The sequence below is a fragment of the Enterobacter cloacae complex sp. HYC042_NIDB genome (assembly GCF_056673315.1).
Genome location: NZ_CP109650.1, coordinates 3,834,506 through 3,855,872, shown reverse-complemented (window position 1 = coordinate 3,855,872; position 21,367 = coordinate 3,834,506). Strand labels below are relative to the sequence as shown.

General features: G+C 56.6%; 22 protein-coding genes and 1 pseudogene. 13 read left to right on the top strand and 10 right to left on the bottom strand.

Translation table 11 applies throughout. The features are described 5' to 3' along the window. Window positions 1–69 precede the first annotated feature (69 nt). From nrdF to OKF39_RS18390, 5 genes and pseudogenes are all read right to left on the bottom strand, one after another. Window positions 70–1,029 (bottom strand): class 1b ribonucleoside-diphosphate reductase subunit beta, encoded by a 960-nt coding sequence (gene nrdF / locus OKF39_RS18410; RefSeq protein WP_045260892.1) that lies wholly within the window; start codon window positions 1,027–1,029, stop codon window positions 70–72. Between the two features lie 9 nt (window positions 1,030–1,038). Beyond that, a complete protein-coding gene (gene nrdE / locus OKF39_RS18405) occupies window positions 1,039–3,183 on the bottom strand; it encodes a class 1b ribonucleoside-diphosphate reductase subunit alpha (RefSeq protein ID WP_150144955.1) in 2,145 nt (714 codons plus the stop codon). Continuing rightward, a pseudogene (nrdI, locus tag OKF39_RS18400) lies at window positions 3,156–3,565 on the bottom strand (class Ib ribonucleoside-diphosphate reductase assembly flavoprotein NrdI). The gene nrdE and the pseudogene nrdI overlap by 28 nt, the downstream one beginning before the upstream one ends. Then, window positions 3,562–3,801 carry a glutaredoxin-like protein NrdH gene (gene nrdH / locus OKF39_RS18395; protein ID WP_041908533.1) on the bottom strand — a complete coding sequence of 80 codons (240 nt, stop codon included), beginning with the start codon at window positions 3,799–3,801 and terminating at the stop codon, window positions 3,562–3,564. The pseudogene nrdI and the gene nrdH overlap by 4 nt, the downstream one beginning before the upstream one ends. A gap of 243 nt (window positions 3,802–4,044) precedes the next feature. Further along, window positions 4,045–4,371 carry an ElaB/YgaM/YqjD family protein gene (locus OKF39_RS18390; protein ID WP_023308924.1) on the bottom strand — a complete coding sequence of 109 codons (327 nt, stop codon included), beginning with the start codon at window positions 4,369–4,371 and terminating at the stop codon, window positions 4,045–4,047. 160 nt (window positions 4,372–4,531) lie between these two features. Between OKF39_RS18390 and OKF39_RS18385 the strand changes: the two genes are divergently transcribed. Further along, window positions 4,532–4,876: a DUF2002 family protein gene (locus tag OKF39_RS18385; protein ID WP_023308923.1), complete on the top strand. Its 345-nt coding sequence runs from the start codon at window positions 4,532–4,534 to the stop codon at window positions 4,874–4,876. 32 nt (window positions 4,877–4,908) lie between these two features. Here the strand turns inward: OKF39_RS18385 and alaE are convergent, their stop codons facing one another. After that, the gene (alaE, locus tag OKF39_RS18380) at window positions 4,909–5,358 is read right to left on the bottom strand and encodes an L-alanine exporter AlaE (protein ID WP_028014172.1); all 450 of its coding nucleotides are present in this window, start codon (window positions 5,356–5,358) and stop codon (window positions 4,909–4,911) included. Window positions 5,359–5,851: 493 nt separating this feature from the next. Between alaE and stpA the strand changes: the two genes are divergently transcribed. Beyond that, window positions 5,852–6,256, top strand: coding sequence for a DNA-binding protein StpA (gene stpA / locus OKF39_RS18375; protein ID WP_048959573.1), 405 nt, complete (start codon window positions 5,852–5,854; stop codon window positions 6,254–6,256). Window positions 6,257–6,294: 38 nt separating this feature from the next. Here the strand turns inward: stpA and OKF39_RS18370 are convergent, their stop codons facing one another. Both OKF39_RS18370 and OKF39_RS18365 read right to left on the bottom strand, forming a co-directional pair. After that, window positions 6,295–6,474, bottom strand: coding sequence for a hypothetical protein (locus OKF39_RS18370; RefSeq protein WP_028014170.1), 180 nt, complete (start codon window positions 6,472–6,474; stop codon window positions 6,295–6,297). Between the two features lie 79 nt (window positions 6,475–6,553). After that, complete coding sequence (locus tag OKF39_RS18365; RefSeq protein WP_028014169.1) at window positions 6,554–7,075, bottom strand: rhodanese family protein; 522 nt, start codon at window positions 7,073–7,075, stop codon at window positions 6,554–6,556. A gap of 179 nt (window positions 7,076–7,254) precedes the next feature. Here OKF39_RS18365 and OKF39_RS18360 point away from each other — a divergent pair, with 179 nt between their 5' ends. Then, complete coding sequence (locus OKF39_RS18360) at window positions 7,255–7,413, top strand: YqaE/Pmp3 family membrane protein (protein ID WP_032644909.1); 159 nt, start codon at window positions 7,255–7,257, stop codon at window positions 7,411–7,413. Here OKF39_RS18360 and OKF39_RS18355 read toward each other — a convergent pair. Next, complete coding sequence (locus tag OKF39_RS18355; RefSeq protein ID WP_479983228.1) at window positions 7,410–8,339, bottom strand: LysR substrate-binding domain-containing protein; 930 nt, start codon at window positions 8,337–8,339, stop codon at window positions 7,410–7,412. The two genes, OKF39_RS18360 and OKF39_RS18355, sit on opposite strands and share 4 nt — an antisense overlap. 319 nt (window positions 8,340–8,658) lie before the next feature. On the opposite strand from OKF39_RS18355, the gene OKF39_RS18350 reads away from it, so the two are divergent. From OKF39_RS18350 to OKF39_RS18325, 6 genes are all read left to right on the top strand, one after another. Then, entirely contained in the window at window positions 8,659–9,264 is a 606-nt protein-coding gene (locus OKF39_RS18350) for an ankyrin repeat domain-containing protein (protein ID WP_193532610.1), read from the top strand. Window positions 9,265–9,371: 107 nt separating this feature from the next. Beyond that, window positions 9,372–10,913, top strand: a complete 1,542-nt coding sequence (fdrA, locus tag OKF39_RS18345) for an acyl-CoA synthetase FdrA (protein ID WP_479983227.1) — start codon at window positions 9,372–9,374, stop codon at window positions 10,911–10,913. Continuing rightward, complete coding sequence (locus OKF39_RS18340; RefSeq protein ID WP_252009048.1) at window positions 10,913–12,328, top strand: YlbE family protein; 1,416 nt, start codon at window positions 10,913–10,915, stop codon at window positions 12,326–12,328. Before fdrA ends, OKF39_RS18340 begins: the two co-directional genes overlap by 1 nt. 11 nt (window positions 12,329–12,339) lie before the next feature. Beyond that, on the top strand, window positions 12,340–13,890 hold the full coding sequence (locus OKF39_RS18335; RefSeq protein ID WP_045260886.1) for a hypothetical protein: 1,551 nt from the start codon (window positions 12,340–12,342) through the stop codon (window positions 13,888–13,890). Further along, a complete protein-coding gene (locus OKF39_RS18330; protein WP_028014163.1) occupies window positions 13,887–14,843 on the top strand; it encodes a carbamate kinase family protein in 957 nt (318 codons plus the stop codon). The genes OKF39_RS18335 and OKF39_RS18330 overlap by 4 nt, the downstream gene beginning before the upstream one ends. Before the next feature lies 1 nt (window position 14,844). Further along, window positions 14,845–16,224: an amidohydrolase family protein gene (locus OKF39_RS18325; protein WP_479983226.1), complete on the top strand. Its 1,380-nt coding sequence runs from the start codon at window positions 14,845–14,847 to the stop codon at window positions 16,222–16,224. A gap of 18 nt (window positions 16,225–16,242) precedes the next feature. Here the strand turns inward: OKF39_RS18325 and OKF39_RS18320 are convergent, their stop codons facing one another. Beyond that, window positions 16,243–17,163, bottom strand: coding sequence for a LysR substrate-binding domain-containing protein (locus OKF39_RS18320; protein ID WP_028014161.1), 921 nt, complete (start codon window positions 17,161–17,163; stop codon window positions 16,243–16,245). Window positions 17,164–17,378: 215 nt separating this feature from the next. Between OKF39_RS18320 and OKF39_RS18315 the strand changes: the two genes are divergently transcribed. Genes OKF39_RS18315 through OKF39_RS18300 form a run of 4 tightly spaced genes read left to right on the top strand, consistent with a single transcriptional unit; the run spans window position 17,379 to window position 21,352 of the window. Further along, window positions 17,379–18,710, top strand: coding sequence for an MFS transporter (locus OKF39_RS18315; protein WP_041908551.1), 1,332 nt, complete (start codon window positions 17,379–17,381; stop codon window positions 18,708–18,710). A 36-nt stretch (window positions 18,711–18,746) separates the two neighbouring features. Then, a complete protein-coding gene (locus tag OKF39_RS18310; RefSeq protein WP_003862216.1) occupies window positions 18,747–19,496 on the top strand; it encodes an SDR family NAD(P)-dependent oxidoreductase in 750 nt (249 codons plus the stop codon). 12 nt (window positions 19,497–19,508) lie between these two features. After that, window positions 19,509–20,354 (top strand): transketolase, encoded by an 846-nt coding sequence (locus OKF39_RS18305; protein ID WP_048957980.1) that lies wholly within the window; start codon window positions 19,509–19,511, stop codon window positions 20,352–20,354. Next, window positions 20,354–21,352 (top strand): transketolase family protein, encoded by a 999-nt coding sequence (locus OKF39_RS18300; RefSeq protein ID WP_248038302.1) that lies wholly within the window; start codon window positions 20,354–20,356, stop codon window positions 21,350–21,352. Before OKF39_RS18305 ends, OKF39_RS18300 begins: the two co-directional genes overlap by 1 nt. The last annotated feature ends 15 nt before the right edge of the window (window positions 21,353–21,367 follow it).

Below are 21,367 nucleotides of genomic sequence, written 5' to 3'. Positions count from 1 at the left end.
AGTGCCTGGTGAAATAGTGGTATGGAAATAATGAGATTTATATTTAATTAATGAACGTTAATTCATACATTAAAAATCCCAATCCTCATCTTCTGTCTCCACCGCTTTACCCATCACGTACGACGATCCGGACCCGGAGAAGAAATCGTGGTTTTCGTCCGCATTGGGCGACAGCGCCGCGAGGATCGCCGGGTTTACCTCCGCCATCTCCGGCGGGAAAAGCGCGTCGTAGCCCAGGTTCATCAGCGCTTTGTTCGCGTTGTAGCAGAGAAACGCTTTCACGTCCTCTTCCCAGCCCGTTCCGGCGTACAGCTCTTCGGTATAGCTTAACTCGTTGTCATACAGATCCATCAGTAAATCGAGGGCGAAACCTTTGAGTTCCTCGCGTTTTTCCGGGCTGACTTTCTCCAGCCCTTTCTGATACTTATAGCCGATGTAATACCCGTGCACCGCCTCGTCACGGATAATGAGGCGAATCAAATCGGCGGTGTTGGTGAGCTTGCCCCGGCTCGACCAGTACATGGGCAGCCAGAAGCCGGAATAGAAGAGGAAGGATTCCAGGAACACGCTGGCGATCTTCTTCTTCAGCGGCTCGTCGGCGCGGTAATACTCCAGCACCAGCTCCGCCTTGCGCTGCAATGACGCGCTCTCTTCGCTCCAGGCGTAGGCCGCGTCCACGTCTTTGGTCTGGCACAGCGTCGAGAAAATCGAGCTGTAGGAGCGGGCATGCACCGCCTCCATAAAGCTGATGTTCGACATCACCGCCTCTTCGTGCGGCGTCAGCGCGTCGCTCATCAGCGCGGGGGCACCCACGGTATTCTGAATAGTGTCCAGCAGCGTCAGGCCGGTAAAGACGCGGATCGTCAGCTGCTGTTCGGCGTGGCTCAGCGTCTGCCAGGCTGGAATATCATTGGAGAGCGGCACCTTTTCCGGCAGCCAGAAGTTGCTGGTCAGGCGGTTCCACACCTCCAGGTCTTTATCGTCCTGAATCTTGTTCCAGTTAACGGCACTCACGCGTGACAGTTTCATCCTTTCTCCTTACAGCGCGCAGGACACGCAGCCTTCGATTTCGGTGCCTTCCAGCGCAAGCTGGCGCAGGCGAATGTAGTACAGCGTTTTGATGCCTTTCTTCCAGGCGTAAATCTGCGCTTTGTTGATATCCCGCGTGGTGGCGGTGTCCGGGAAGAAGAGCGTCAGCGACAGCCCCTGATCCACGTGCTTCGTGGCCTCGGCGTAGGTATCAATGATTTTCTCCGGGCCGATCTCGTACGCGTCCTGGTACAGCGCCAGGTTCTCATTGGTCATAAACGGGGCAGGGTAGTAGACGCGTCCGGTTTTGCCTTCCTTACGAATCTCAATCTTCGACACGATCGGGTGAATGCTCGACGTGGCGTGGTTGATGTAGGAAATCGAACCGGTTGGCGGCACCGCCTGCAGGTTCTGGTTATAAATGCCGTAGCGCATCACGTCGTCGCGCAGCTGCTGCCACATCTCGCGCGTCGGCAGGGTAATGCCGGCGCGGTCAAACAGCGCGCGCACTTTTTCGGTTTTCGGCTGCCAGTCGCCTTCCAGATACTGGCTGAAATACGCCCCGCTGGCGTAGCGCGACTGCTCAAAGCCTGCGAACCGCTGGTTGCGCTCGCGCGCCAGCATCATTGAGGTATGAAGCGCATGCCAGGTGACGGTGTAGAAATAGAGATTCGTGAAATCCAGCCCTTCCGGGCTGCCGTAGGCGATGCCTTCCCGTGCCAGATAGCCGTGCAGGTTCATCTGCCCCAGGCCGATGGCGTGCGATGCGGCGTTGCCCGCCTCGATGGACGGCACGCTGCGGATGTGGCTCATGTCCGATACCGCCGTCAGCCCGCGAACGGCAGTCTCCACCGTGCGGCCAAAATCTGGCGAATCCATGGTGTGGGCAATATTGAGCGATCCGAGGTTGCAGGAGATATCTTTGCCGATCTCCGCGTAGTCCAGGTTTTCGTCGTAAGCGGAGGCGCTGTTGACCTGCAAAATTTCCGAGCACAGGTTGCTCATGTTGATGCGCCCGGCAATCGGGTTGGCGCGGTTAACCGTATCCTCGTACATGATGTACGGATAGCCGGATTCAAACTGAATTTCCGCAAGCGTCTGGAAGAAATCGCGGGCGTTGATGTATTTCTTGCGGATGCGATCGTCTGCAACCAGCTCGTCATAAAGCTCGCTTATCGCCACGTCGCCAAACGCTTTGCCGTAGATCCGCTCCACATCATATGGCGAGAAGAGCGCCATATCGGCATTCTCTTTGGCCAGCTTAAACGTGATATCCGGGATCGTCACGCCGAGCGACAGGGTTTTGATGCGGATTTTTTCGTCGGCGTTTTCGCGCTTGGTATCGAGAAAACGCAGGATGTCCGGGTGGTGCGCGTGCAGGTAAACCGCCCCCGCCCCCTGGCGCGCGCCAAGCTGGTTGGCATAGGAAAACGCATCTTCCAGCATCTTCATCACCGGGATGACGCCGGAAGACTGGTTTTCGATGCGTTTGATCGGCGCGCCCGCTTCCCGCAGGTTCGAGAGCAGAAACGCCACGCCGCCGCCGCGTTTGGAAAGCTGCAGCGCCGAGTTCACCGCACGGCCAATCGACTCCATATTGTCTTCGATGCGCAGCAGGAAGCAGGAGACCAGCTCGCCGCGCTGGGCCTTGCCGCAGTTGAGGAAGGTGGGCGTAGCGGGCTGGAAGCGGCCGGAGAGGATCTCCTCCGTCAGCCGTTCAGCCAGCGCTTCATCGCCCTGGGCCAGCGTCAGGGCCACCATCACGGTGCGATCTTCAAAGCTTTCCAGGTAGCGTTTGCCGTCGAAGGTTTTCAGGGTGTAGCTGGTGTAATACTTCCATGCGCCAAGAAACGTCTGGAAGCGAAAACCGCTGGCGTGCGCACGTTCAAACAGTCTTACCACGAAGGGACGATCGTAGCGGGCCAGGACGCGCTCCTCGTAGTAGCCCTCGTTAACCAGATAGTCGAGACGTTCATTCTGGCTTGCAAACGTCACGCTGTTGGGCCGCACGTGGGCGGCGAAAAAAGCCTCTACCGCCTCGCGATCTTTGCCAAACTGAATGCGCCCCTCCCGGTCATAGAGGTTAAGCATCGCGTTTAATGCGTGGTAGTCCGGCGTCGCCTGAATTACCCGTTCTGCGGTTGTCGTTGCCAAAATTCGTTCACTCCTTTACGCACGTTTTCTACGTCCTGCTGTGTCCCCATCAGTTCAAAACGATAGAGATACGCACGCCGCATTTTTGAGAGATGACATCCCCGGCGCGGCCAAAGGCATCGCCAAAATTACGATTGCCCGCCGCGATCACGCCCCGAATCAGTACCCGGTTATGAGGATCGTTCAGAAAGCGGATCACCTGGCGGGGTACTGCTCCTGCCGTACCGCCGCCGCCATAGCTGGGCACCACCAGAATGTAAGGTTCGTCTATCTGAATGCGCTCCCGCTCGTTGAGCGGAATACGCACCGCAGGCAGCCCGAGGCGCTCAATAAAGCGCAGCGTGTTTTCTGAGCTGCTGGAGAAGAAGACCAGCCCACTCATGCACGCGTGGCCTGAGCGCTCAGGCGGTTAATCATGTCCGGGCGAAAGCCAGACCAGCTGGTATCACCGGCAACCACCACCGGAAGCTGACGAAATCCCTGTTCGCGCAGGGTATCCGCGGCATCGGGCACCAGGTCGATATTTACCATCTCAAACGCCACGCCGCGGCTCTCCATCGCCCGTTTGGTGGCGTGGCACTGAACACAATCGTTACGAGTGTAAATAATAATGCTCATGATTCGTATTTCCATTTAGAATGAGAAAACGGCGCGAGTTAACGCGTCATAGAGTGTGTGTCTTTCTAAAGCGAATACTAGATGTAGTTGATAAAAGATTCAACCATACAAGATATGGGAAATTCAGATTAATATTGCCCTGATGATGAGCACAGCGGGGCAGGGCGGGCTGTACGGGTTTTTCAGGCTTACAGGCATAAAAAAGCCCCGGCGCCTGAGGCTACCGGGGTTGAGAATGTGGGCTTACTTACGCAGGCTGAGCAGGGCTCCGACAAAAATGCCGACCGCCGCGACGGTTCCCAGCGTACACAGTGGTTTTTCACGTACGAAGGTCGTAGCACAGCTTGCCATGTCGCAGGCCGCCTGCGTAGCGCGTGAACGTCCGTTCATACGGGCGCGGGTTTCACGGAGCAGAGACTGAGCCTTACGTTTCGCAGCATCTGCTTCATCCTTCGCATCCGATCCCCAGGATTTCAGCACTTCCTCAAGCGTGTCCGCTAATTGGCTGACATCATTACGAATATCCTGCGCGTCGTCGTTAATATCGTTTCGGTTCGGTCTGTTAAACATACGATCCTCCGTAATTTTGTGTTCCCGTTTAGTTTAGTTCAGAAATTTAATATCTGAAGCGCGTCACGCGTTATCCGCCAGTTTATGGACTATTCTGAAAGCCCTGCTAATGCTGATTACTGTAAGGTTGCCGGGCAGGAAAAGATAACGAGGAAAAGATATGTATTTACGACCTGACGAGGTGGCACGCGTTCTTGAAAAAGAGGGATTCACCATGGATGAGGTGACGCCAAAAGCGTATGGATATCGCCGCGGCGAGAATTATGTTTATGTTAATCGTGAAGCCAGGATGGGACGTACCGCTCTCATTATTCACCCGACGCTGAAAGACAGAAGTCTGTCATTTGCTGAGCCTGCCTCGGATATTAAAACCTGCGATCACTATCAGCAATTTCCGCTCTATTTAGGCGGTGAACGGCATGAGCATTATGGTATTCCGCACGGTTTCAGTTCGCGTATGGCGCTGGAGCGGTTTCTGAAGGGACTGTTTGGTGACGTACAGTAAATCTGCGACTGGCTTTCGCCAGTCGCTTCACATTACGCTTTTACCTGGCCGTACTGGCTGACCTTAAACAGGCGGCGGCAGTAGTCGAGGAAATAGCCGTATACCGCACCCATCAGCATTGATACCACGATATTCGAACTGACCGCTGCGGCGATCTGGTGCCAGTCCGCGCCCACTGTCAGGAGAATAGCCACGTAGACCGGCGACTGGAACGTGACGTACGCCAGCACGTCGGCAAGATTTTTCATCCAGCCCGCCGGGCTGATGCGGCGCGCGAAACGCATGACGGCATCGCGGTATAGCCCGTAAGGCCATGCGATAATAATATTGACCGGGATCGCCACCAGACGAGAAGAAAGTGACTGCTCGAAGGTCATTCCGGAGAGGAATATTTCAATCAGCATGTTCACAACGGAACAGTAGACAACCATCGCGAAAGTATCCGCCACCGCGTGGCGCAGGCGAGATTGCGGCGAGAACATGTCTGAACTCCTTGAGAAGAACGCAGTGGAATCGGTTTTCCTTCAGCGGCTAGTGCTTTAGGTTGGTTTGTTTGAGGTGTATAGCGTATATCTCTATGTTTGAACTAACAACTAGTTATTAATTTTTATTTACTCGCCTTTTGTCCACAAAATTCTCTAAAATTGGTTGTTTTTTATCCGGTTCGTTATAATCTGTCTCATTAAATGTTTTACTTATATAAATCAATTGGTTAGGTGTTTTGCTTTTGACGCAGAAATCCACTCCCCTGATGAGAGCGCACTATGCTGTGATTTGGATTAAAGTTGACCATTTATATTGATTCGGTGATTAGATCTACGTGTTTCCCGCCAATGCTATGCGCTATTATTAACGGCGATATTTAAATATATTTACATTTATGCCCGTTTGGACCTTTGGGTAGATATTTCAACTGAAATGAATTATTCTTGGGGCGATTTATCTATTTACCCCAAAGAAAAGGTTTTCAATAATATGTCTTTGACGTTACAGAATCTTAATAATATCCGAACCCTGCGCGCGATGGCGCGAGAATTAACCCTGGACGTTCTTGAGGAAATGCTGGAAAAGGTCAGGGTCGTTACTGAAGAAAAACGCAATGAGCTGGCGGAATTAGAGCAGCAGCGCGCTGAACAGCAGGAAAAAATTAATAACCTGCTGGAACTGATGAAAGCCGATGGTATTTCTCCGACTGACCTGCTGGGTTCAGAACTGGCGCAGGCGGGTAAACCGACTAAAAAGCGTAAACCGCGTGAAGCGAAATATCGCTTTATTGACCAGAACGGTGAAGAAAAAACGTGGACCGGCCAGGGCCGCACGCCGAAGCCTATTGCCAGCGCACTGGCAGAGGGTAAATCACTGGATGATTTTCTGATCTAATACGTGGACCGGGCGGAACAAGCCGCCCGGTTGTCTGTTCAGCAGACGCCGAAATCACCTTCTTCGGTATACGGCGCCAAATCGGCCGCTTTCAGCGTATATTTCTCGCCTTGTTCATTGCTGGCCTGTACCGCCACCACGTTTTCACCGTTCACTTCGAGCACTTTCAGCTTTGGGCCGCCTTTTAGCGGTTGCACATAATCACCGACAGAAAACATATAACCTCCTCATCGTTTTAGCGATCTTCACCTTAGCCGACGTCTGATGTCGGGTACAGCGTAATTCATTGATTACTGCTTATGAGGTATGACGGTTCCACGGCATCACTTTCAGCAACCGTGCCATACCGCAAAAACCTGTCACACCGGCGAACAGCAGCCCGGCACCGACGAAACCGCTCAGCAGGAAAAAGCCGCTGGAGACGCTATAACCCAGCACCACGCCGCAGAGGATCAGCAGCCCGGCGGCAATTTGTACCTGCCGCATCAGCGGGAGCGGCTGGGATTTATCTTCAACGGTCAGCAGCCCTGCCTGCTTCCAGCCCTGAATGCCCCCCTCAACCACGAAGGCCTGAGCCGGCAATGCTGCCTGCGCAAGTCGCGCAGCATTGTTTGATGTCCGTGTCCCGGACTGACAGTGGAAAATCACCGTTTCACCAGGGGCAGCGTTGAGCCCGCCGGGTAAAGAATCCAGCGGTATGGAGCGTGCTGCCGGAATATGCTCGCGGGCATACTCATCGGGATCGCGAATATCAATCAGTTTTGCGCCTTCTTTAATAAGCGCGTTCGCCTGCTGTGGCGAAATAAGAGAAAGAGACATGGTGTTTCCTTACGGTCAATTTATGAGTAGTAGAACATTTAAGGAAGGGCTTAAGCCAGTGTAAAGAGGGTAAAGGCAGGTAAAAGCGCGAGAGACGAATGGCAGTAACCCGTAAACTGGCTATGCTTAGAGAAATGTCTCTTTTTAATTTTCAATTGGTTAGCTTGCACGGAGTGATTATGGGTTTTTGGCGCGTTGTTTTTACGATTATTCTCCCGCCGCTGGGCGTGCTGCTTGGCAAGGGACTGGGCTGGGCGTTTATTCTGAACATCCTTCTGACCATCCTGGGTTACTTCCCGGGCCTTATCCACGCGTTTTGGGTGCAGACGAAAAACTAAGCACGCCACAGTAAATCACTGTATATACCGGTTAATACGCCTTCCGGGCCAAACTGCTGTTTGATCCAGCGCGTCACCTGGCCGGTCGCCGCATGCTGCGTGGCGAGCAGCATGCGCGAGTCCTGCCGCGGATTGTTAATACGCCGCGTGATGAGCAGACCGTCTTCCATCGCTTCTCTTGCGATGTATTCCGGCAAAAAGCCAATCCCTTCCCCCAGAATCTGGCACTGGCACTTGGTGTTGAAATCCGGCACCAGAATCGCCTCCTGACCGTGCAGCAGCCAGCCGACCTTCTTGTTGATGGTATGCGCGGTATCTTCCACCATGATGTTGGGGTACAGGCGCAACTGGCTCTCCGCTATCGGTTCGGGAACTAAGGCGAGGGGATGTTCCGGCGCGATGGCAAACACCCAGCGAATGGCGCCAATTTCGGTGTAATCAATCCCGCCGCCGTCCAGCAGCGTATCCGGCGCGCCAATCGCGATGTTGGCCTGATTGTTGATGATCGAATCCCATACGCCGTTATACACCTCGGTCGTCACCGTGATCTGGCAGGTGGGAAACTGCTTTTTCAGCACCTGCAGCAAACGCGCGGTATGGCGCGGCGTATACAAGAGCTGATTAATGCAGATGCGCACTCGCGCCTCGATGCCCTGCGAAATGGTATCAATCCCGCGCTTGATGGCGTGGAAGTCGTTCAGCAGCTCGGTGGCCTTACGGTAAAAATAAAACCCGGACTCCGTCAGCTCGATGCTGCGCGTGTTGCGCACAAACAGCACCACGTCCAGCCCGGTCTCCATGCGCTTAATGGTGTAGCTAATGGCGGAGGTCGTCACACCCAGCTCGGCGGCGGCTTTGCTGAAGCTGGCGAAGCGTGCCGCGGTGGTGAAGGCCAGCAGGTTCTCTTCGGTAAAGATGGAATTCATATCACAGCATCCTCAGCCATCAGTTTTGAACATATTTTAACAGCGCCGTTACATCATATTTGAAGTCTGTCACAGTTCTGACTATTTACGCGGAGCCGCGTCCTGCAAGGCTTTTACAACCATAAGGATAATGCTGCCTGAGGCGCTAAAAAACGGTAAACCATAAGAAAAAGGTTGCACAGACGCACGTTTTAGCCTGACTGTTGAATTTAACTCAACAATGAATTGCGTGTCGATGAATCATTTTTAAGCGGATTCTTTTGTGACCAGGCTGTTGCTATTCTCAGGTCATCAGAAGTGAAACATTGGGAGACTGAATATGTCTGCAAACGCACTCGTTACGGAATTTCTGCTGGCGGCAGAAGAGGGCAACATCGACGCGCTAAAAGCCTGCCTGGATAACGGCGTGGATATTAACGCCACCAACCGCCAGAAAAGAACCGCCATTATTATTGCCAGCCTGAAAAAGCATTATGCCTGCGTGGAATTTTTAATTGCCGCCGGCGCGGATATTGATAAACAGGACCAGACCTGTTTTAACCCCTTCCTGATAAGCTGCCTGACTAATGATTTAACCCTGCTGCGCATCGTTCTTCCGGCGAATCCGGATCTCGACCGTCTGACGCGCTTCGGCGGCGTGGGCATTACCCCTGCCAGTGAAAAAGGCCACGTTGAAATCGTGCGCGAGCTGCTGGAAAAAACCGATATTAACGTCAACCACACTAACTTTGTCGGCTGGACGCCGCTGCTGGAAGCCATCGTGCTGAATGACGGCGGCGCAAAGCAGCAGGAAATTGTGAAGCTGCTGCTGGACCACGGCGCGAACCCGCACATGACCGATAAATACGGCAAAACCCCGCTCGAACTGGCGCGGGAAAAAGGCTTCGATGTAATAGCCGACCTGCTGCTGGCGGCGGGCGCATAACGCATTCGGCCAGCCACGTCCGGCTGGCCGTTAATTCAAACAGTATTTTTACCGACGTGCATTCTGCGCGACGGCGGCCCCCTTTTATCCGTATTCAGGAGAAAACAATGCCAACCAAAATCGTCATAAAAAAGAACACGTATTTCGATTCGGTTTCCTTAATGTCGGTTTCCACCAAAGCCAATAAACTGCCGGGCGTCGAACAGGCGTTTGTGGCAATGGCGACGGAAATGAATAAAGGCGTTCTGAAAAATCTCGGGCTGCTCACGCCGGAATTAGCGGAAGCCAAAAATGGCGACCTGATGATCGTGATTAAAGGCGACGCGGCGAACGATGAAACGCTGGCGGAAATAGAAGCTTTATTTACCCATAAAGCGAGCAGCGGCACCCATGAAGCACGCTACGCGACAATTGCCAGCGCCAAAACGCATCGCCCGGACAGCAACCTGGCGGTCATTTCCGTCAACGGCACCTTTGCCGCCCGCGAAGCGCGTCAGGCGCTGGAAAACGATCTTAACGTCATGCTCTTTTCCGATAACGTGTCGCTCGACGACGAGCTGGCGCTGAAGCAGCTGGCGCATGAGAAAGGGCTGCTGATGATGGGGCCTGACTGCGGAACCGCCATCATCAACGGTGCGGGGCTGTGCTTCGCCAACGCGGTGCGTCGCGGGCCGATTGGGATTGTTGGCGCTTCCGGCACCGGCAGCCAGGAGCTGAGCGTACGCATTCACGAGTTCGGCGGCGGCGTGTCGCAGCTGATTGGCACCGGAGGGCGCGATCTCAGCGAGAAAATCGGCGGCCTGATGATGCTCGACGCCATCGACATGCTTGAGGCGGATGAGGGCACCCGGGTGATTGCGCTCATCTCCAAGCCGCCTGCGCCAGCGGTGGCAGAAAAGGTGCTGGCCCGCGCCAGAGCCTGCCGCAAGCCGGTGGTTGTTTGCTTCCTCGGCCGCAGCGAACCGCCCGCCGATGAAGACGGCCTGCAGTTTGCGCGTGGCACCAAAGAGGCGGCGCTGAAGGCGGTGCTGCTTACCGGCATTAAAAAAGAGTCCCTGGATCTGCATCCGCTCAACTGGCCTTTGATTGAAGAGGTGCGCGCCCGCCTGACCCCGCAGCAGAAGTACATTCGCGGCCTGTTCTGCGGCGGCACCCTGTGCGACGAAGCGATGTTTGCCGCGCTGGAGAAGTTCGACGATGTCTGGAGCAATATCCAGCCCGATCCGGCTAAGCGCCTGAAGGACATCAGCGTCAGCCAGGCCCACACCTTCCTGGACTTCGGTGACGACGACTTCACCAACGGCAAACCGCACCCAATGATCGACCCGACCAACCGCATCAGCCGCCTGCTACAGGAGGCGCGCGATCCGCAGGTGGGCGTCATCGTGATGGACTTCGTGCTCGGCTTCGGCGCGCACGAGGATCCGGTGGGGGTGATGATCGACGCGATCAAAGAGGCGCAGGCGATCGCGAGAGCCGATAACCGTCCGCTGGAGATCCTCGGCTACGTGCTCGGCACCGACCAGGATCCGCAGTCGCTGGCGCAGCAGTGCCAGCGGCTGACCGACGCAGGCGTCATCTGGGCCAGCAGCAGCACCAACACCGGATTACTGGCACGCGAATTTGTTTGCAAAGGGGAGAACGCATAATGACCACTTTATTCAACCAGCCGCTTAACGTCATTAACGTCGGCATTGCGATGTTCAGCAACGACCTCAAAAAGCAGCACGTTCCCGTGACCCAGCTCGACTGGACGCCGCCGGGGCAGGGCAACATGCAGGTGGTAGAAGCGCTCGACCAGCTGGCAGAGAAACCGCTGGCGGAGAAGATCGCCGCCGCGAACAAAATCGCCCTTGAGCGCATTATCCAGTCTCACCCGGTGCTGGTGGGCTATGACCAGGCAATTAACGTAGTGCCGGGCATGACCCGCACCACCATTCTGCACGCCGGTCCGCCCGTCGCATGGGAAAACATGTGCGGCGCGATGAAGGGCGCGGTTACCGGTGCGCTGGTATTTGAAGGGCTGGCAACGGATCTGGAGGATGCCGCAAGGCTGGCGGCTTCCGGGGAGATCACCTTCTCGCCGTGCCACGAGCACGACTGCGTGGGCTCCATGGCGGGCGTCACCTCCGCGTCGATGTTTATGCACATTGTTGAAAACAAAACCTATGGTAACCGGGCGTTCACCAACCTCAGCGAGCAGATGGCGAAGATCCTGCGCATGGGGGCTAACGACCAGAGCGTGATCGACCGTCTGAACTGGATGCGCGACGTGCTCGGCCCGATGCTGCGCGACGCGATGAATATCATCGGCGAAATCGACCTGCGCCTGATGCTGGCCCAGGCGCTGCACATGGGCGACGAGTGCCACAACCGCAACAACGCCGGCACCACGCTGCTGATCCAGGCGCTGACGCCGGGGCTGATTCAGGCGGGCTATCCGGTGGAGCAGCAGCGCGAGGTGTTTGAGTTTGTCGCCAGCAGCGACTACTTCTCCGGCCCGACGTGGATGGCGATGTGTAAAGCCGCGCTGGATGCCGCTCACGGCATTGAATATAGCACCGTGGTTACCACCATGGCGCGCAACGGCTACGAGTTCGGCCTGCGCGTTTCCGGCCTGCCGGGGCAGTGGTTTACCGGTCCGGCGCAGCAGGTGATTGGCCCGATGTTCGCAGGCTACAAGCCGGAAGACTCCGGACTGGATATTGGCGACAGCGCCATCACCGAAACCTACGGCATCGGCGGCTTTGCGATGGCGACGGCACCGGCCATCGTTGCGCTGGTGGGCGGCACGGTGGAGGAAGCCATCGACTTCTCGCGCCAGATGCGCGAAATCACCCTCGGCGAGAACCCGAACGTCACCATTCCGCTGCTGTCGTTTATGGGCATTCCAACCGCCATCGACATCACCAGAGTGGCGGGCAGCGGCATTCTGCCGGTGATCAACACCGCCATTGCCCACAAAGACGCGGGCATCGGCATGATTGGGGCGGGCATCGTTCACCCGCCGTTTAGCTGTTTTGAAAAGGCGCTGTTGACCTTCCGCGATCGCTACGTTCTATAAGGTATGCATCCATGAAAAACATGAAACTGGAGTGGAAAAGAGGTGACTGGGCGGCCTATTTCGGGTTGATGACCAACAACCTGACTAATTTGCTGACCATGATGGGGTTGCTCATTTTTGTCGTCGGCATCCCGAAGGAGATTGTTTATGGACGCATCGCGCCGGCCTTCGGGCTGGCGGTGCTGGTAGCGAGTTTATGCTACACATGGTTTGGTCTGCAAATGGCGCGCGCCACCGGACGTACGGACGTCACCGCGCTGCCGTCCGGCCCGAGCGCACCCTCGATTTTTACCGTGACCTTCCTGGTCCTGATGCCCGTCTACCAGCAAACCGGCGATGCGGATTTCGCGATTCAGATTGGCCTGGTGTGGTGCTTCGTGGAAGCGATGATCCTCGCGGGCGGCTCGTTCCTGGGTGAGACCATCCGCAAGATGATCCCGCGTACCGTGCTGCTGTCGTGCCTGTCCGGTCTTGGCCTGCTGCTGCTGGCGATGAACCCGATGTTGCAGGCGTTCGAAGCGCCCACCGTGTCGTTCATCGTTCTGCTGCTGATCTTCATTAACTGGTTCGGTAAAAAGCCAATTTTCGCCAAAATCCCGACCGGCCTGCTGCTGCTGATTGCCGGAACAGCGCTGGCGTGGATTTCCGGACTGCAAAGCCCGGATGCCATCAAGGCGTCCATGTCATCCTTCGGCTTTAACCCGCCGGAAGTGCACGTGGACAGCTTTATGCAGGGCCTGCCGCACGCGCTGCCTTATCTGGCGTCCGCCGTACCGCTGGGGCTGGCGAACTACATCTTTGACCTGGAGAACATCGAAAGCGCCCACGCAGCGGGGGATGAGTACCCGACCCGCAAGGTGATGCTGGCGAACGGCCTGGCTTCCATGCTCGGCTGCCTGATGGGCAACCCGTTCCCGGTCACGGTCTACGTGGGCCATCCCGGCTGGAAGGCGATGGGGGCGAGCATCGGCTACACGCTGGCGTCCGGCGTGACCATGTTCATCGTGCCGCTGTTCGGGCTGGGGGCGTTTATGCTCGCCATCATACCGATGACCGCTATCGTGCCGATTCTGGTGTTTATCGGCGTCGTCACCGCCAACCAGGTGGTGCGGGAAACGCCGAAAGTAGAGGTGCCCGTCATCTTTATCTGCCTGTTCCCGTGGATCGCTAACTGGGCGCTGACCATGATGAACAGCGTGATGAGCGCGGCGGGAACCAGCGCGGCGAAAATTGGCACCGACGTGCTGCACAGCAAAGGGATCTACTACGAGGGGCTGATGCACCTCGGCAACGGTGCGCCGCTCGCCAGCATGCTCTGGGGCTGTATCGCTATCTTCGCCATCATTAACAAACCGCTGCGCGGGGCCGTCGCCGCCGCAGGAGGCGCCCTGCTGGCGCTGTTTGGCGTGATCCACGCGCCAGTGGTGGGATTTGCCGAGGGCAGTTCCCTGATGTTCGTCACGGCCTACCTGATGATGGGCGGCATGTTTGTGGTGAAGCATTTCCTCGACAGCCGCGAAGTTGCGAGCGCTGAAGTTACTGTTGCGAAGGAAAACGTATGAAAGAGCTTATGGTCGTCGCCATCGGCGGCAACAGCATTATCAAAGACAACGCCAGCCAGTCGGTTGAACATCAGGCGCAGGCGGTCAAAGCGGTGGCCGAGTCGGTGCTCGAAATGCTGGCCTCCGACTATGACATCGTCCTCACCCACGGCAACGGCCCGCAGGTGGGGCTGGATCTGCGCCGCGCTGAGATCGCCCACGAGCGGGAAGGGCTGCCACTGACCCCGCTGGCAAACTGCGTGGCGGATACCCAGGGCGGCATCGGCTACCTGATCCAGCAGGCGCTTAACAACCGCCTGGCGGCGCGTGGCGAGCAAAAGGCGGTCACGGTCGTCACCCAGGTGGAGGTGGATAAAAACGATCCCGGCTTTACGCACCCGACAAAACCGATCGGCGCGTTCTTCAGCGAGGCGCAGCGCGACGAGCTACAGCTCGCGCACCCGGACTGGCATTTTGTCGAGGATTCAGGCCGGGGCTATCGCCGCGTGGTGGCCTCGCCCCAGCCGCTGCGCATCGTCGAGGCGGATGCGATTAAGGCGCTAACGCAGAAAGGTTTTGTGGTCATCGGCGCGGGCGGCGGAGGCATTCCCGTGGTGCGCAGCGAGCAGGGGGATTATCAGAGCGTGGATGCGGTTATCGATAAAGATCTCTCCACCGCGCTGCTGGCCCGTGAGATTTGCGCCGACGTGCTGGTGATAACCACCGGCGTGGAGAAAGTCTGCGTTAACTTCGGCAAGCCAGACCAGCAGGCGCTGGACACCGTCAGCGTGGCGCAGATGACGCGCTACATGGACGAAGGACACTTTCCGGCGGGCAGCATGCTGCCCAAAATCGTCGCCTCGCTGGCATTTTTACGCCACGGCGGCAGGCGGGTGATCATCACCTCGCCGGACTGCCTGCCCGCGGCGCTGCGCGGTGAAACGGGTACCCACATTGTTAATGAAGGAAGATAAGATGAGTGAAAACAAAAGCCGCCGCGAGTTTATCAGCCAGAGCGGCAAAATGGTCACCGCCTGCGCGTTGTTTGGCGCAACCGGCTCCGTGGCGTATGCTGCCGACACTGCAAAGGCAACCTGCGAGACGGGGAAACCGATGAACATCACCGCAAAACATTACTATCTGGACAACGTGCTGCTTGAAACCGGGTTTAATTTCGATGGCAGCGTGGCGACGAGCACCCGCACCGAGCTGAAAACGCTGGAGATCAAAGACGGGAAAATTGTCGCCCTGCGCGACAACGGCAGCCACGCCGACGCGACCCTGCCGCACTACGACGCGGGTAAAAAGCTGATGCTTCCGGCGATGCGCGACATGCACATTCACCTGGATAAAACCTTCTACGGCGGCCCGTGGCGCTCCCTGAACCGTCCGGCGGGCACCACCATTCAGGACATGATCCGCCTGGAGCAGACGCTGCTGCCGGAGTTACAGCCCTACACGCAAGAACGCGCCGAAAAGCTGATCGACCTGATCCAGTCCAAAGGGTCCACCATCGCCCGCAGCCACTGCAATATTGAGCCGGTTTCCGGCCTGAAAAACCTGGAAAATTTGCAGGCGGTGCTGGCGCGCCGCAGCGCAGGTTTTGACTGCGAAATCGTTGCCTTCCCGCAGCACGGCCTGCTGCTCTCCAACGCTGAAAAGCTGATGCGCGAGGCGATGCAGGCCGGGGCGCACTACGTGGGCGGGCTGGACCCAACCAGCGTTGACGGCGCGATGGAAAAATCGCTCGATACCATGTTCCAGATTGCGCTGGACTACGACAAAGGGGTGGATATTCACCTCCATGAAACCAGCCCGGCGGGCGTGGCAGCGGTGAACTACATGGTGGAAACCGTGGAGAAAACGCCGGAGCTGAAGGGGAAGCTGACCATCAGCCACGCCTTCGCGCTGGCGACGCTCAACGAGCAGCAGGTGGATGAGATTGCCACCCGCATGGCGGCGCAGCAGGTGACCATCGCCTCCACCGTGCCGATTGGCACCCTGCACATGCCGCTGAAGCAGCTGCGGGAGAAGGGCGTGTTTGTTATGACCGGCACCGACAGCGTGATCGACCACTGGTCGCCGTACGGTCTGGGGGACATGCTGGAGAAAGCCAATCTGTACGCCCAGCTCTATATTCGCCCGAACGAGCAGACGCTCTCCCGCGCGCTCGGCATCGCCACCGGCGACGTGCTGCCGCTGAACGATAAAGGTGAACGCGTATGGCCGAAAGCGCAGGACGACGCCAGCTTTGTGCTGGTGGACGCCTCCTGTTCCGCCGAGGCGGTGGCGCGCATTTCTCCGCGCACCGCGACGTTCCACAAGGGGAATCTCGTCTGGGGGACGGTCGCCTGACGCCACGATGGGGTATCGCTACAGGTGATACCCCGACAATCGCAACTCCCGATCAATCCACTCGACGAACTGCTGGATCTTCCACGCGCGTTCGTTCATGTGCGGCATCACCAGATGATGCGCGTTAATGGCGATTCCCATCTCATCCGGCAGCACCTGTACCAGCGAGCCATCCTTCAGGTGATCGGTAGCCATCATTTTGCTCTCCAGAATAAACCCCAGCCCCATGCGCGCCGCTTCAAAGCTCATATAGGAACGGTCGAAGCTGAGGCTGAAATTGAGCCAGGGCCTGTCGATATTGTGCCAGGCGAACCATTTTTCCCAGTTCACCAGAGTGCTGGTGGAGGAGATAAGCGACTGTTGCAGCAGATCGGCGGGCGTGCTGATGGGATGCTCTTCTGCATAGCCCGGCGAGGCCAATACTACCAGCGTGTCGTTTTTAATGGTCATCACCCGGTAAGCATCCCAGTCCGGAATACCATGACGGATATCAATGTCGATATTATCTCTGGCGAACTGCAGGTTCTCATAGGAGCAGGTGAGATTGATGGTGATATCAGGATATTCGGCGCGGAATCTGCCCAGACGGCGCAACAGCCATGACAGTCCGAAGGTGGGGGAAGAGTGCACGCGAAGCACAGCATTGTCTTTTTCTTTCACGATCTGATCGGTGGCGCGCCCAATGGCGCTCATCGCCGCCGAGACCTCCCGCAGATATTTTTCTCCCGTCGGGGTGAGTTGAACCCCTTTGCCGCTGCGGATAAATAATTTCTTGCCCAGCCACGATTCCAGCGACGCAATCTGGTGGCTTACCGCCGAAGGCGTGACGTTGAGCTGTTCCGCCGCCTGATGGATGCTCAGGGCGTTAGCAACGGCGATAAACGCCTGCAAATTTCTGAGCGAGGGCAGCGATAACGTCTGGCGATCCTGCGCGGACATGGCCTACTCCTTACACGATAATTGATAAAAAACATAACATTGAGACTGCGAGCGGGCAATTTTATCCCGATGTTATTTTTTTGAGCTGTATCGCGAATCAAATTTATCTCAGCAATAAATGAGCTTTATTGAATGGCGTTTCATGGGTGAACCGATATATTGACGTTGAACGCAATAATAAAATGACTCACGGTGTTCGAATAATGAGGTAAGTTATGTCTCGTATAGAACAAGCTGTCCCCTACATAAAGACTAAAAAAACCAATTACCGTTTCGTTGTGCTGGCATTAATTTTTATTGTTTATGCCATTAACTATGCTGACCGAACAAATATTGGTGCGGTACTGCCGTTTATCATTGACGAATTTCATATCAATAATTTCGAAGCCGGTGCCATCGCCAGCATGTTTTTTTTGGGATATGCCCTGAGCCAAATTCCTGCGGGCTTTTTTATTGCCAAAAAGGGAATTCGCGGCATGGTGGCACTGTCGATATTCGGCTTTTCTGCCTTTACCTGGCTGATGGGCACCGCAACCTCGGTTCTGGGCCTGAAGTGTATCCGCCTGGGGCTGGGGTTAACAGAGGGGCCGTGCCCGGTAGGGCTGGCCTCCACCATCAATAACTGGTTTCCGCCAAAGGAGAAGGCCACGGCCACGGGCGTCTACATCGCCGCCACCATGTTCGCGCCCATCCTCGTGCCGCCGCTGGCCGTGTGGATCGCCATGACCTGGGGCTGGCGCTGGGTCTTCTTCTCCTTTGCGATCCCAGGATTGGTCATTGCCGTCCTGTGGTATCTGCTGGTACGCACGAAGCCGTCCGAGAGCGCATTCGTCTCTAAAGCGGAGCTGGAGACCATTACCGCCGGTCAGGAGACGCCGGACGCCAGACGTGAAAACATCGTGATTTCACCGGGCTTTGCACGCCTCGATCGGCTGATCCGCGTTCGGGAGTTAGCCCCGGTAAGCACGGTGAAAGGGCTGTTTACCTCGAAAAATATTCTCGGCGACTGCCTGGCCTATTTTATGATGGTCAGCGTGCTGTACGGACTGTTGACGTGGATCCCGCTCTATCTGGTGAAAGAGAAAGGCTTTACGTTTATGAGCATGGGGCTGGTCGCCAGCATGCCGTGCATCGGTGGATTTATCGGTGCGATTTTTGGCGGCTACGTCTCAGACAAACTGCTCGGCCGCCGACGTAAACCGACCATGATGTTTACCGCCATCAGCACCGTTTTAATGATGGTCATTATGCTGAATATTCCGCAAAGCACCGTGGCGGTTTGCGTCGGACTATTTTTTGTCGGTCTCTGTCTGAATATTGGCTGGCCCGCTTTTACAGCTTATGGCATGGCTGTTGCGGACAGTAAAACCTATCCCATTGCCGCGTCCATCATCAATAGCGGCGGTAATCTCGGCGGATTTGTTTCCCCGATGCTGGCAGGTTATCTGCTGGATAAAACAGGTAGTTTTAATTCCGTGTTTATTTATTTCGGTATTTGCGCAGCCATTGGCTTAATTATGATTATGCTACTGGAAGAGCCGAAATAAATCATTAAATCTCTCTTGTCCGAATGGAGTAAATATATGCTACTGAAAAATAAAGTCGCCGTTATTACCGGCGCGGCTTCCGTACGCGGTTTGGGTTTCGCTACGGCGAAATTATATGCCGAACAGGGTGCGAAAGTGGTGATTATCGATTTAAACGCTGAAGCCAGCCGGGCTGCCGCCGCGAGCCTGGGCGACGAACATCTGGGCCTTGCGGCGAACGTCAGCAATGAATTACAGGTTAATGCCGCCATTGAGCAGGTGCTGGGGAAATACGGGCGCATCGATATTCTGGTGAATAACGCCGGTATTACTCAGCCGATCAAGCTGATGGATATCAAACGCGAAAATTACGATGCGGTGCTTGACGTCAGCCTGCGCGGCACGCTGCTAATGTCCCAGGCGGTTATTCCCACTATGCGCGCGCAAAAGTCGGGCAGCATCGTCTGCATTTCATCGGTATCGGCCCAGCGCGGCGGCGGCATCTTCGGCGGCCCACACTACAGCGCTGCAAAAGCGGGTGTGCTGGGACTGGCAAAAGCCATGGCGCGTGAGCTGGGGCCCGACAATGTGCGGGTAAACTGCATCACGCCGGGTCTTATCCAGACAGACATCACCGCAGGCAAGCTGAGCGATGAGATGAAAACGTCCATTCTGGCGGGCATTCCGCTTAACCGCCTCGGAGACGCGCAGGATATTGCCCGCGCCGCGCTGTTCCTCGGCAGCGACCTCTCTTCTTACTCCACCGGTATCACGCTCGACGTGAACGGCGGGATGCTGATCCATTAAGGAGATACGACGATGACGGATACCACAGTTCAACAGGTTGCCGCCGCGGCCTGGCGCATTCGCCGCTACGCGCTGCGCATGGGCGAAGTGCAGGGGCAGGGCTACATCGGGCAGGCGCTGGGCTATGCCGATGTGCTGGCCACCGCGTTTACCCACGGAATGAACCTTAAGCCGGGCGAGCCGGAGTGGGAAGGGCGTGACCGTTTTCTGCTCTCCCACGGCCATTACGCCATTGCCTGTTATGCGGCCCTGATTGAAGCCGGGATCGTTCCTGAAGAGGAGCTGGAGACCTACGGTGCGGACGACAGCCGCCTGCCGATGTCCGGTATGGCAACCTACACGCCAGGTATGGAGATCTCCGGCGGTTCGCTGGGGCAGGGCTTAAGCATTGGCGTTGGCATGGCGCTGGGGCTGAAGCACAAGCAGAGCGCGGCATGGGTCGTAAACTCCATGTCGGACGGCGAGCTGGACGAAGGGTCAACCTGGGAAGCGGCGATGTCGGCGGCACATCACGGCCTGTCGAACCTGATCGTGCTGGTGGACATTAACCGCCAGCAGGCGGATGGCAACTCGCACGCGATCCTCGGCTTTGAGCCGCTGGAGGATAAATGGACCTCCTTCGGCTGGTACGTGCAGCGCGTGAACGGCAACGATGTTCCTGCGCTGGTGACGGCGTTTGATAATGCCAAACGCTACCCGGAAAACCAGCCGCGCGTCATTTTGTGCGACACGCTGATGGGCAAGGGCGTGCCGTTCCTCGAAAAGCGTGACAAGAACCATTTTATTCGCGTGGATGCTGACGAGTGGCAAAAGGCACTCGCCGTGCTGGATGCCAACAAACCTGAAGGAGTGCTGTAATGAGCCAGACCACGGAGAAAAAACCGCGTTTAACCACGTCGGCGATGATTGCCTCTATCGCGGAAGAGGGTCAGGAGACGCGCGCCGCACCGTTCGGTCACGCGCTGGTGAAGCTGGCGGAACAGCGACCGGAGATCGTCGGCATGACGGCGGATCTGTCGAAGTACACCGATCTACACATTTTTGCCCAGGCCTACCCGGAACGCTTCTTCCAGATGGGCATGGCCGAACAGCTGCTAATGGGGGCCGCGGGCGGCATGGCGAAAGAGGGCTTTATTCCTTTCGCCACAACCTATGCCGTCTTCGCTACCCGCCGCGCCTACGACTTTATCCATCAGGTGATTGCTGAAGAGCACCTGAACGTGAAGATCTGCGCGGCGCTGCCGGGGCTAACCACCGGTTACGGGCCGAGCCACCAGGCGACGGAAGATATTGCGATTATGCGCGGTATTCCGGGCATGACGATTATCGATCCCTGTGACGCAATCGACACGGAACAGGCGGTGCCGGCGATGGCAGCGAACGATGGCCCTGTCTATATGCGCCTGCTGCGCGGCAAGGTGCCGGTGGTGCTGGACCAGTACAACTACCAGTTTAAGATTGGCAAAGCTGCGCTGCTGGAAGAGGGGAGCGATGTCCTGATCGTCGCCTCAGGCCTGATGACCATGCGTGCGCTGGAGGCGGCGAAGCAGCTGCGTAAGGATAACGTCAGCGTGGCGGTGCTGCACTCGCCCACCATTAAGCCGCTGGACGAAGAGACGATCCTGGCGCAGGCCGCGAAGCCGGGACGGCTGGTCATCGTGGCGGAAAACCACAGCAGCGTAGGCGGGTTGTGCGAAGCCGTCGCGTCGCTGTTGATGCGCAACCGCGTGAACGTGGATTTCGATACCGTCGCGCTGCCGGACGTGTTCCTTGATGCGGGCGCGTTGCCCACCCTCCATGACCGCTACGGGATCTCAACCACAGCCATGGTGGAGAAAATCCGGCGCAGGCTGTGATTTATCAGACAGATA

Excerpts from the sequence above, each read along its gene's own strand:
- nrdF (WP_045260892.1), bottom strand. The coding sequence starts at position 1,029 with ATGAAACTGTCACGCGTGAGTGCCGTTAACTGGAACAAGATTCAGGAC.
- nrdH (WP_041908533.1), bottom strand. The coding sequence starts at position 3,801 with ATGAGCATTATTATTTACACTCGTAACGATTGTGTTCAGTGCCACGCC.
- OKF39_RS18390 (WP_023308924.1), bottom strand. The coding sequence starts at position 4,371 with ATGTTTAACAGACCGAACCGAAACGATATTAACGACGACGCGCAGGAT.
- OKF39_RS18385 (WP_023308923.1), top strand. The coding sequence starts at position 4,532 with ATGTATTTACGACCTGACGAGGTGGCACGCGTTCTTGAAAAAGAGGGA.
- alaE (WP_028014172.1), bottom strand. The coding sequence starts at position 5,358 with ATGTTCTCGCCGCAATCTCGCCTGCGCCACGCGGTGGCGGATACTTTC.
- stpA (WP_048959573.1), top strand. The coding sequence starts at position 5,852 with ATGTCTTTGACGTTACAGAATCTTAATAATATCCGAACCCTGCGCGCG.
- OKF39_RS18370 (WP_028014170.1), bottom strand. The coding sequence starts at position 6,474 with ATGTTTTCTGTCGGTGATTATGTGCAACCGCTAAAAGGCGGCCCAAAG.
- OKF39_RS18365 (WP_028014169.1), bottom strand. The coding sequence starts at position 7,075 with ATGTCTCTTTCTCTTATTTCGCCACAGCAGGCGAACGCGCTTATTAAA.
- OKF39_RS18360 (WP_032644909.1), top strand. The coding sequence starts at position 7,255 with ATGGGTTTTTGGCGCGTTGTTTTTACGATTATTCTCCCGCCGCTGGGC.
- OKF39_RS18355 (WP_479983228.1), bottom strand. The coding sequence starts at position 8,339 with ATGAATTCCATCTTTACCGAAGAGAACCTGCTGGCCTTCACCACCGCG.
- OKF39_RS18350 (WP_193532610.1), top strand. The coding sequence starts at position 8,659 with ATGTCTGCAAACGCACTCGTTACGGAATTTCTGCTGGCGGCAGAAGAG.
- fdrA (WP_479983227.1), top strand. The coding sequence starts at position 9,372 with ATGCCAACCAAAATCGTCATAAAAAAGAACACGTATTTCGATTCGGTT.
- OKF39_RS18340 (WP_252009048.1), top strand. The coding sequence starts at position 10,913 with ATGACCACTTTATTCAACCAGCCGCTTAACGTCATTAACGTCGGCATT.
- OKF39_RS18335 (WP_045260886.1), top strand. The coding sequence starts at position 12,340 with ATGAAAAACATGAAACTGGAGTGGAAAAGAGGTGACTGGGCGGCCTAT.
- OKF39_RS18330 (WP_028014163.1), top strand. The coding sequence starts at position 13,887 with ATGAAAGAGCTTATGGTCGTCGCCATCGGCGGCAACAGCATTATCAAA.
- OKF39_RS18325 (WP_479983226.1), top strand. The coding sequence starts at position 14,845 with ATGAGTGAAAACAAAAGCCGCCGCGAGTTTATCAGCCAGAGCGGCAAA.
- OKF39_RS18320 (WP_028014161.1), bottom strand. The coding sequence starts at position 17,163 with ATGTCCGCGCAGGATCGCCAGACGTTATCGCTGCCCTCGCTCAGAAAT.
- OKF39_RS18315 (WP_041908551.1), top strand. The coding sequence starts at position 17,379 with ATGTCTCGTATAGAACAAGCTGTCCCCTACATAAAGACTAAAAAAACC.
- OKF39_RS18310 (WP_003862216.1), top strand. The coding sequence starts at position 18,747 with ATGCTACTGAAAAATAAAGTCGCCGTTATTACCGGCGCGGCTTCCGTA.
- OKF39_RS18305 (WP_048957980.1), top strand. The coding sequence starts at position 19,509 with ATGACGGATACCACAGTTCAACAGGTTGCCGCCGCGGCCTGGCGCATT.
- OKF39_RS18300 (WP_248038302.1), top strand. The coding sequence starts at position 20,354 with ATGAGCCAGACCACGGAGAAAAAACCGCGTTTAACCACGTCGGCGATG.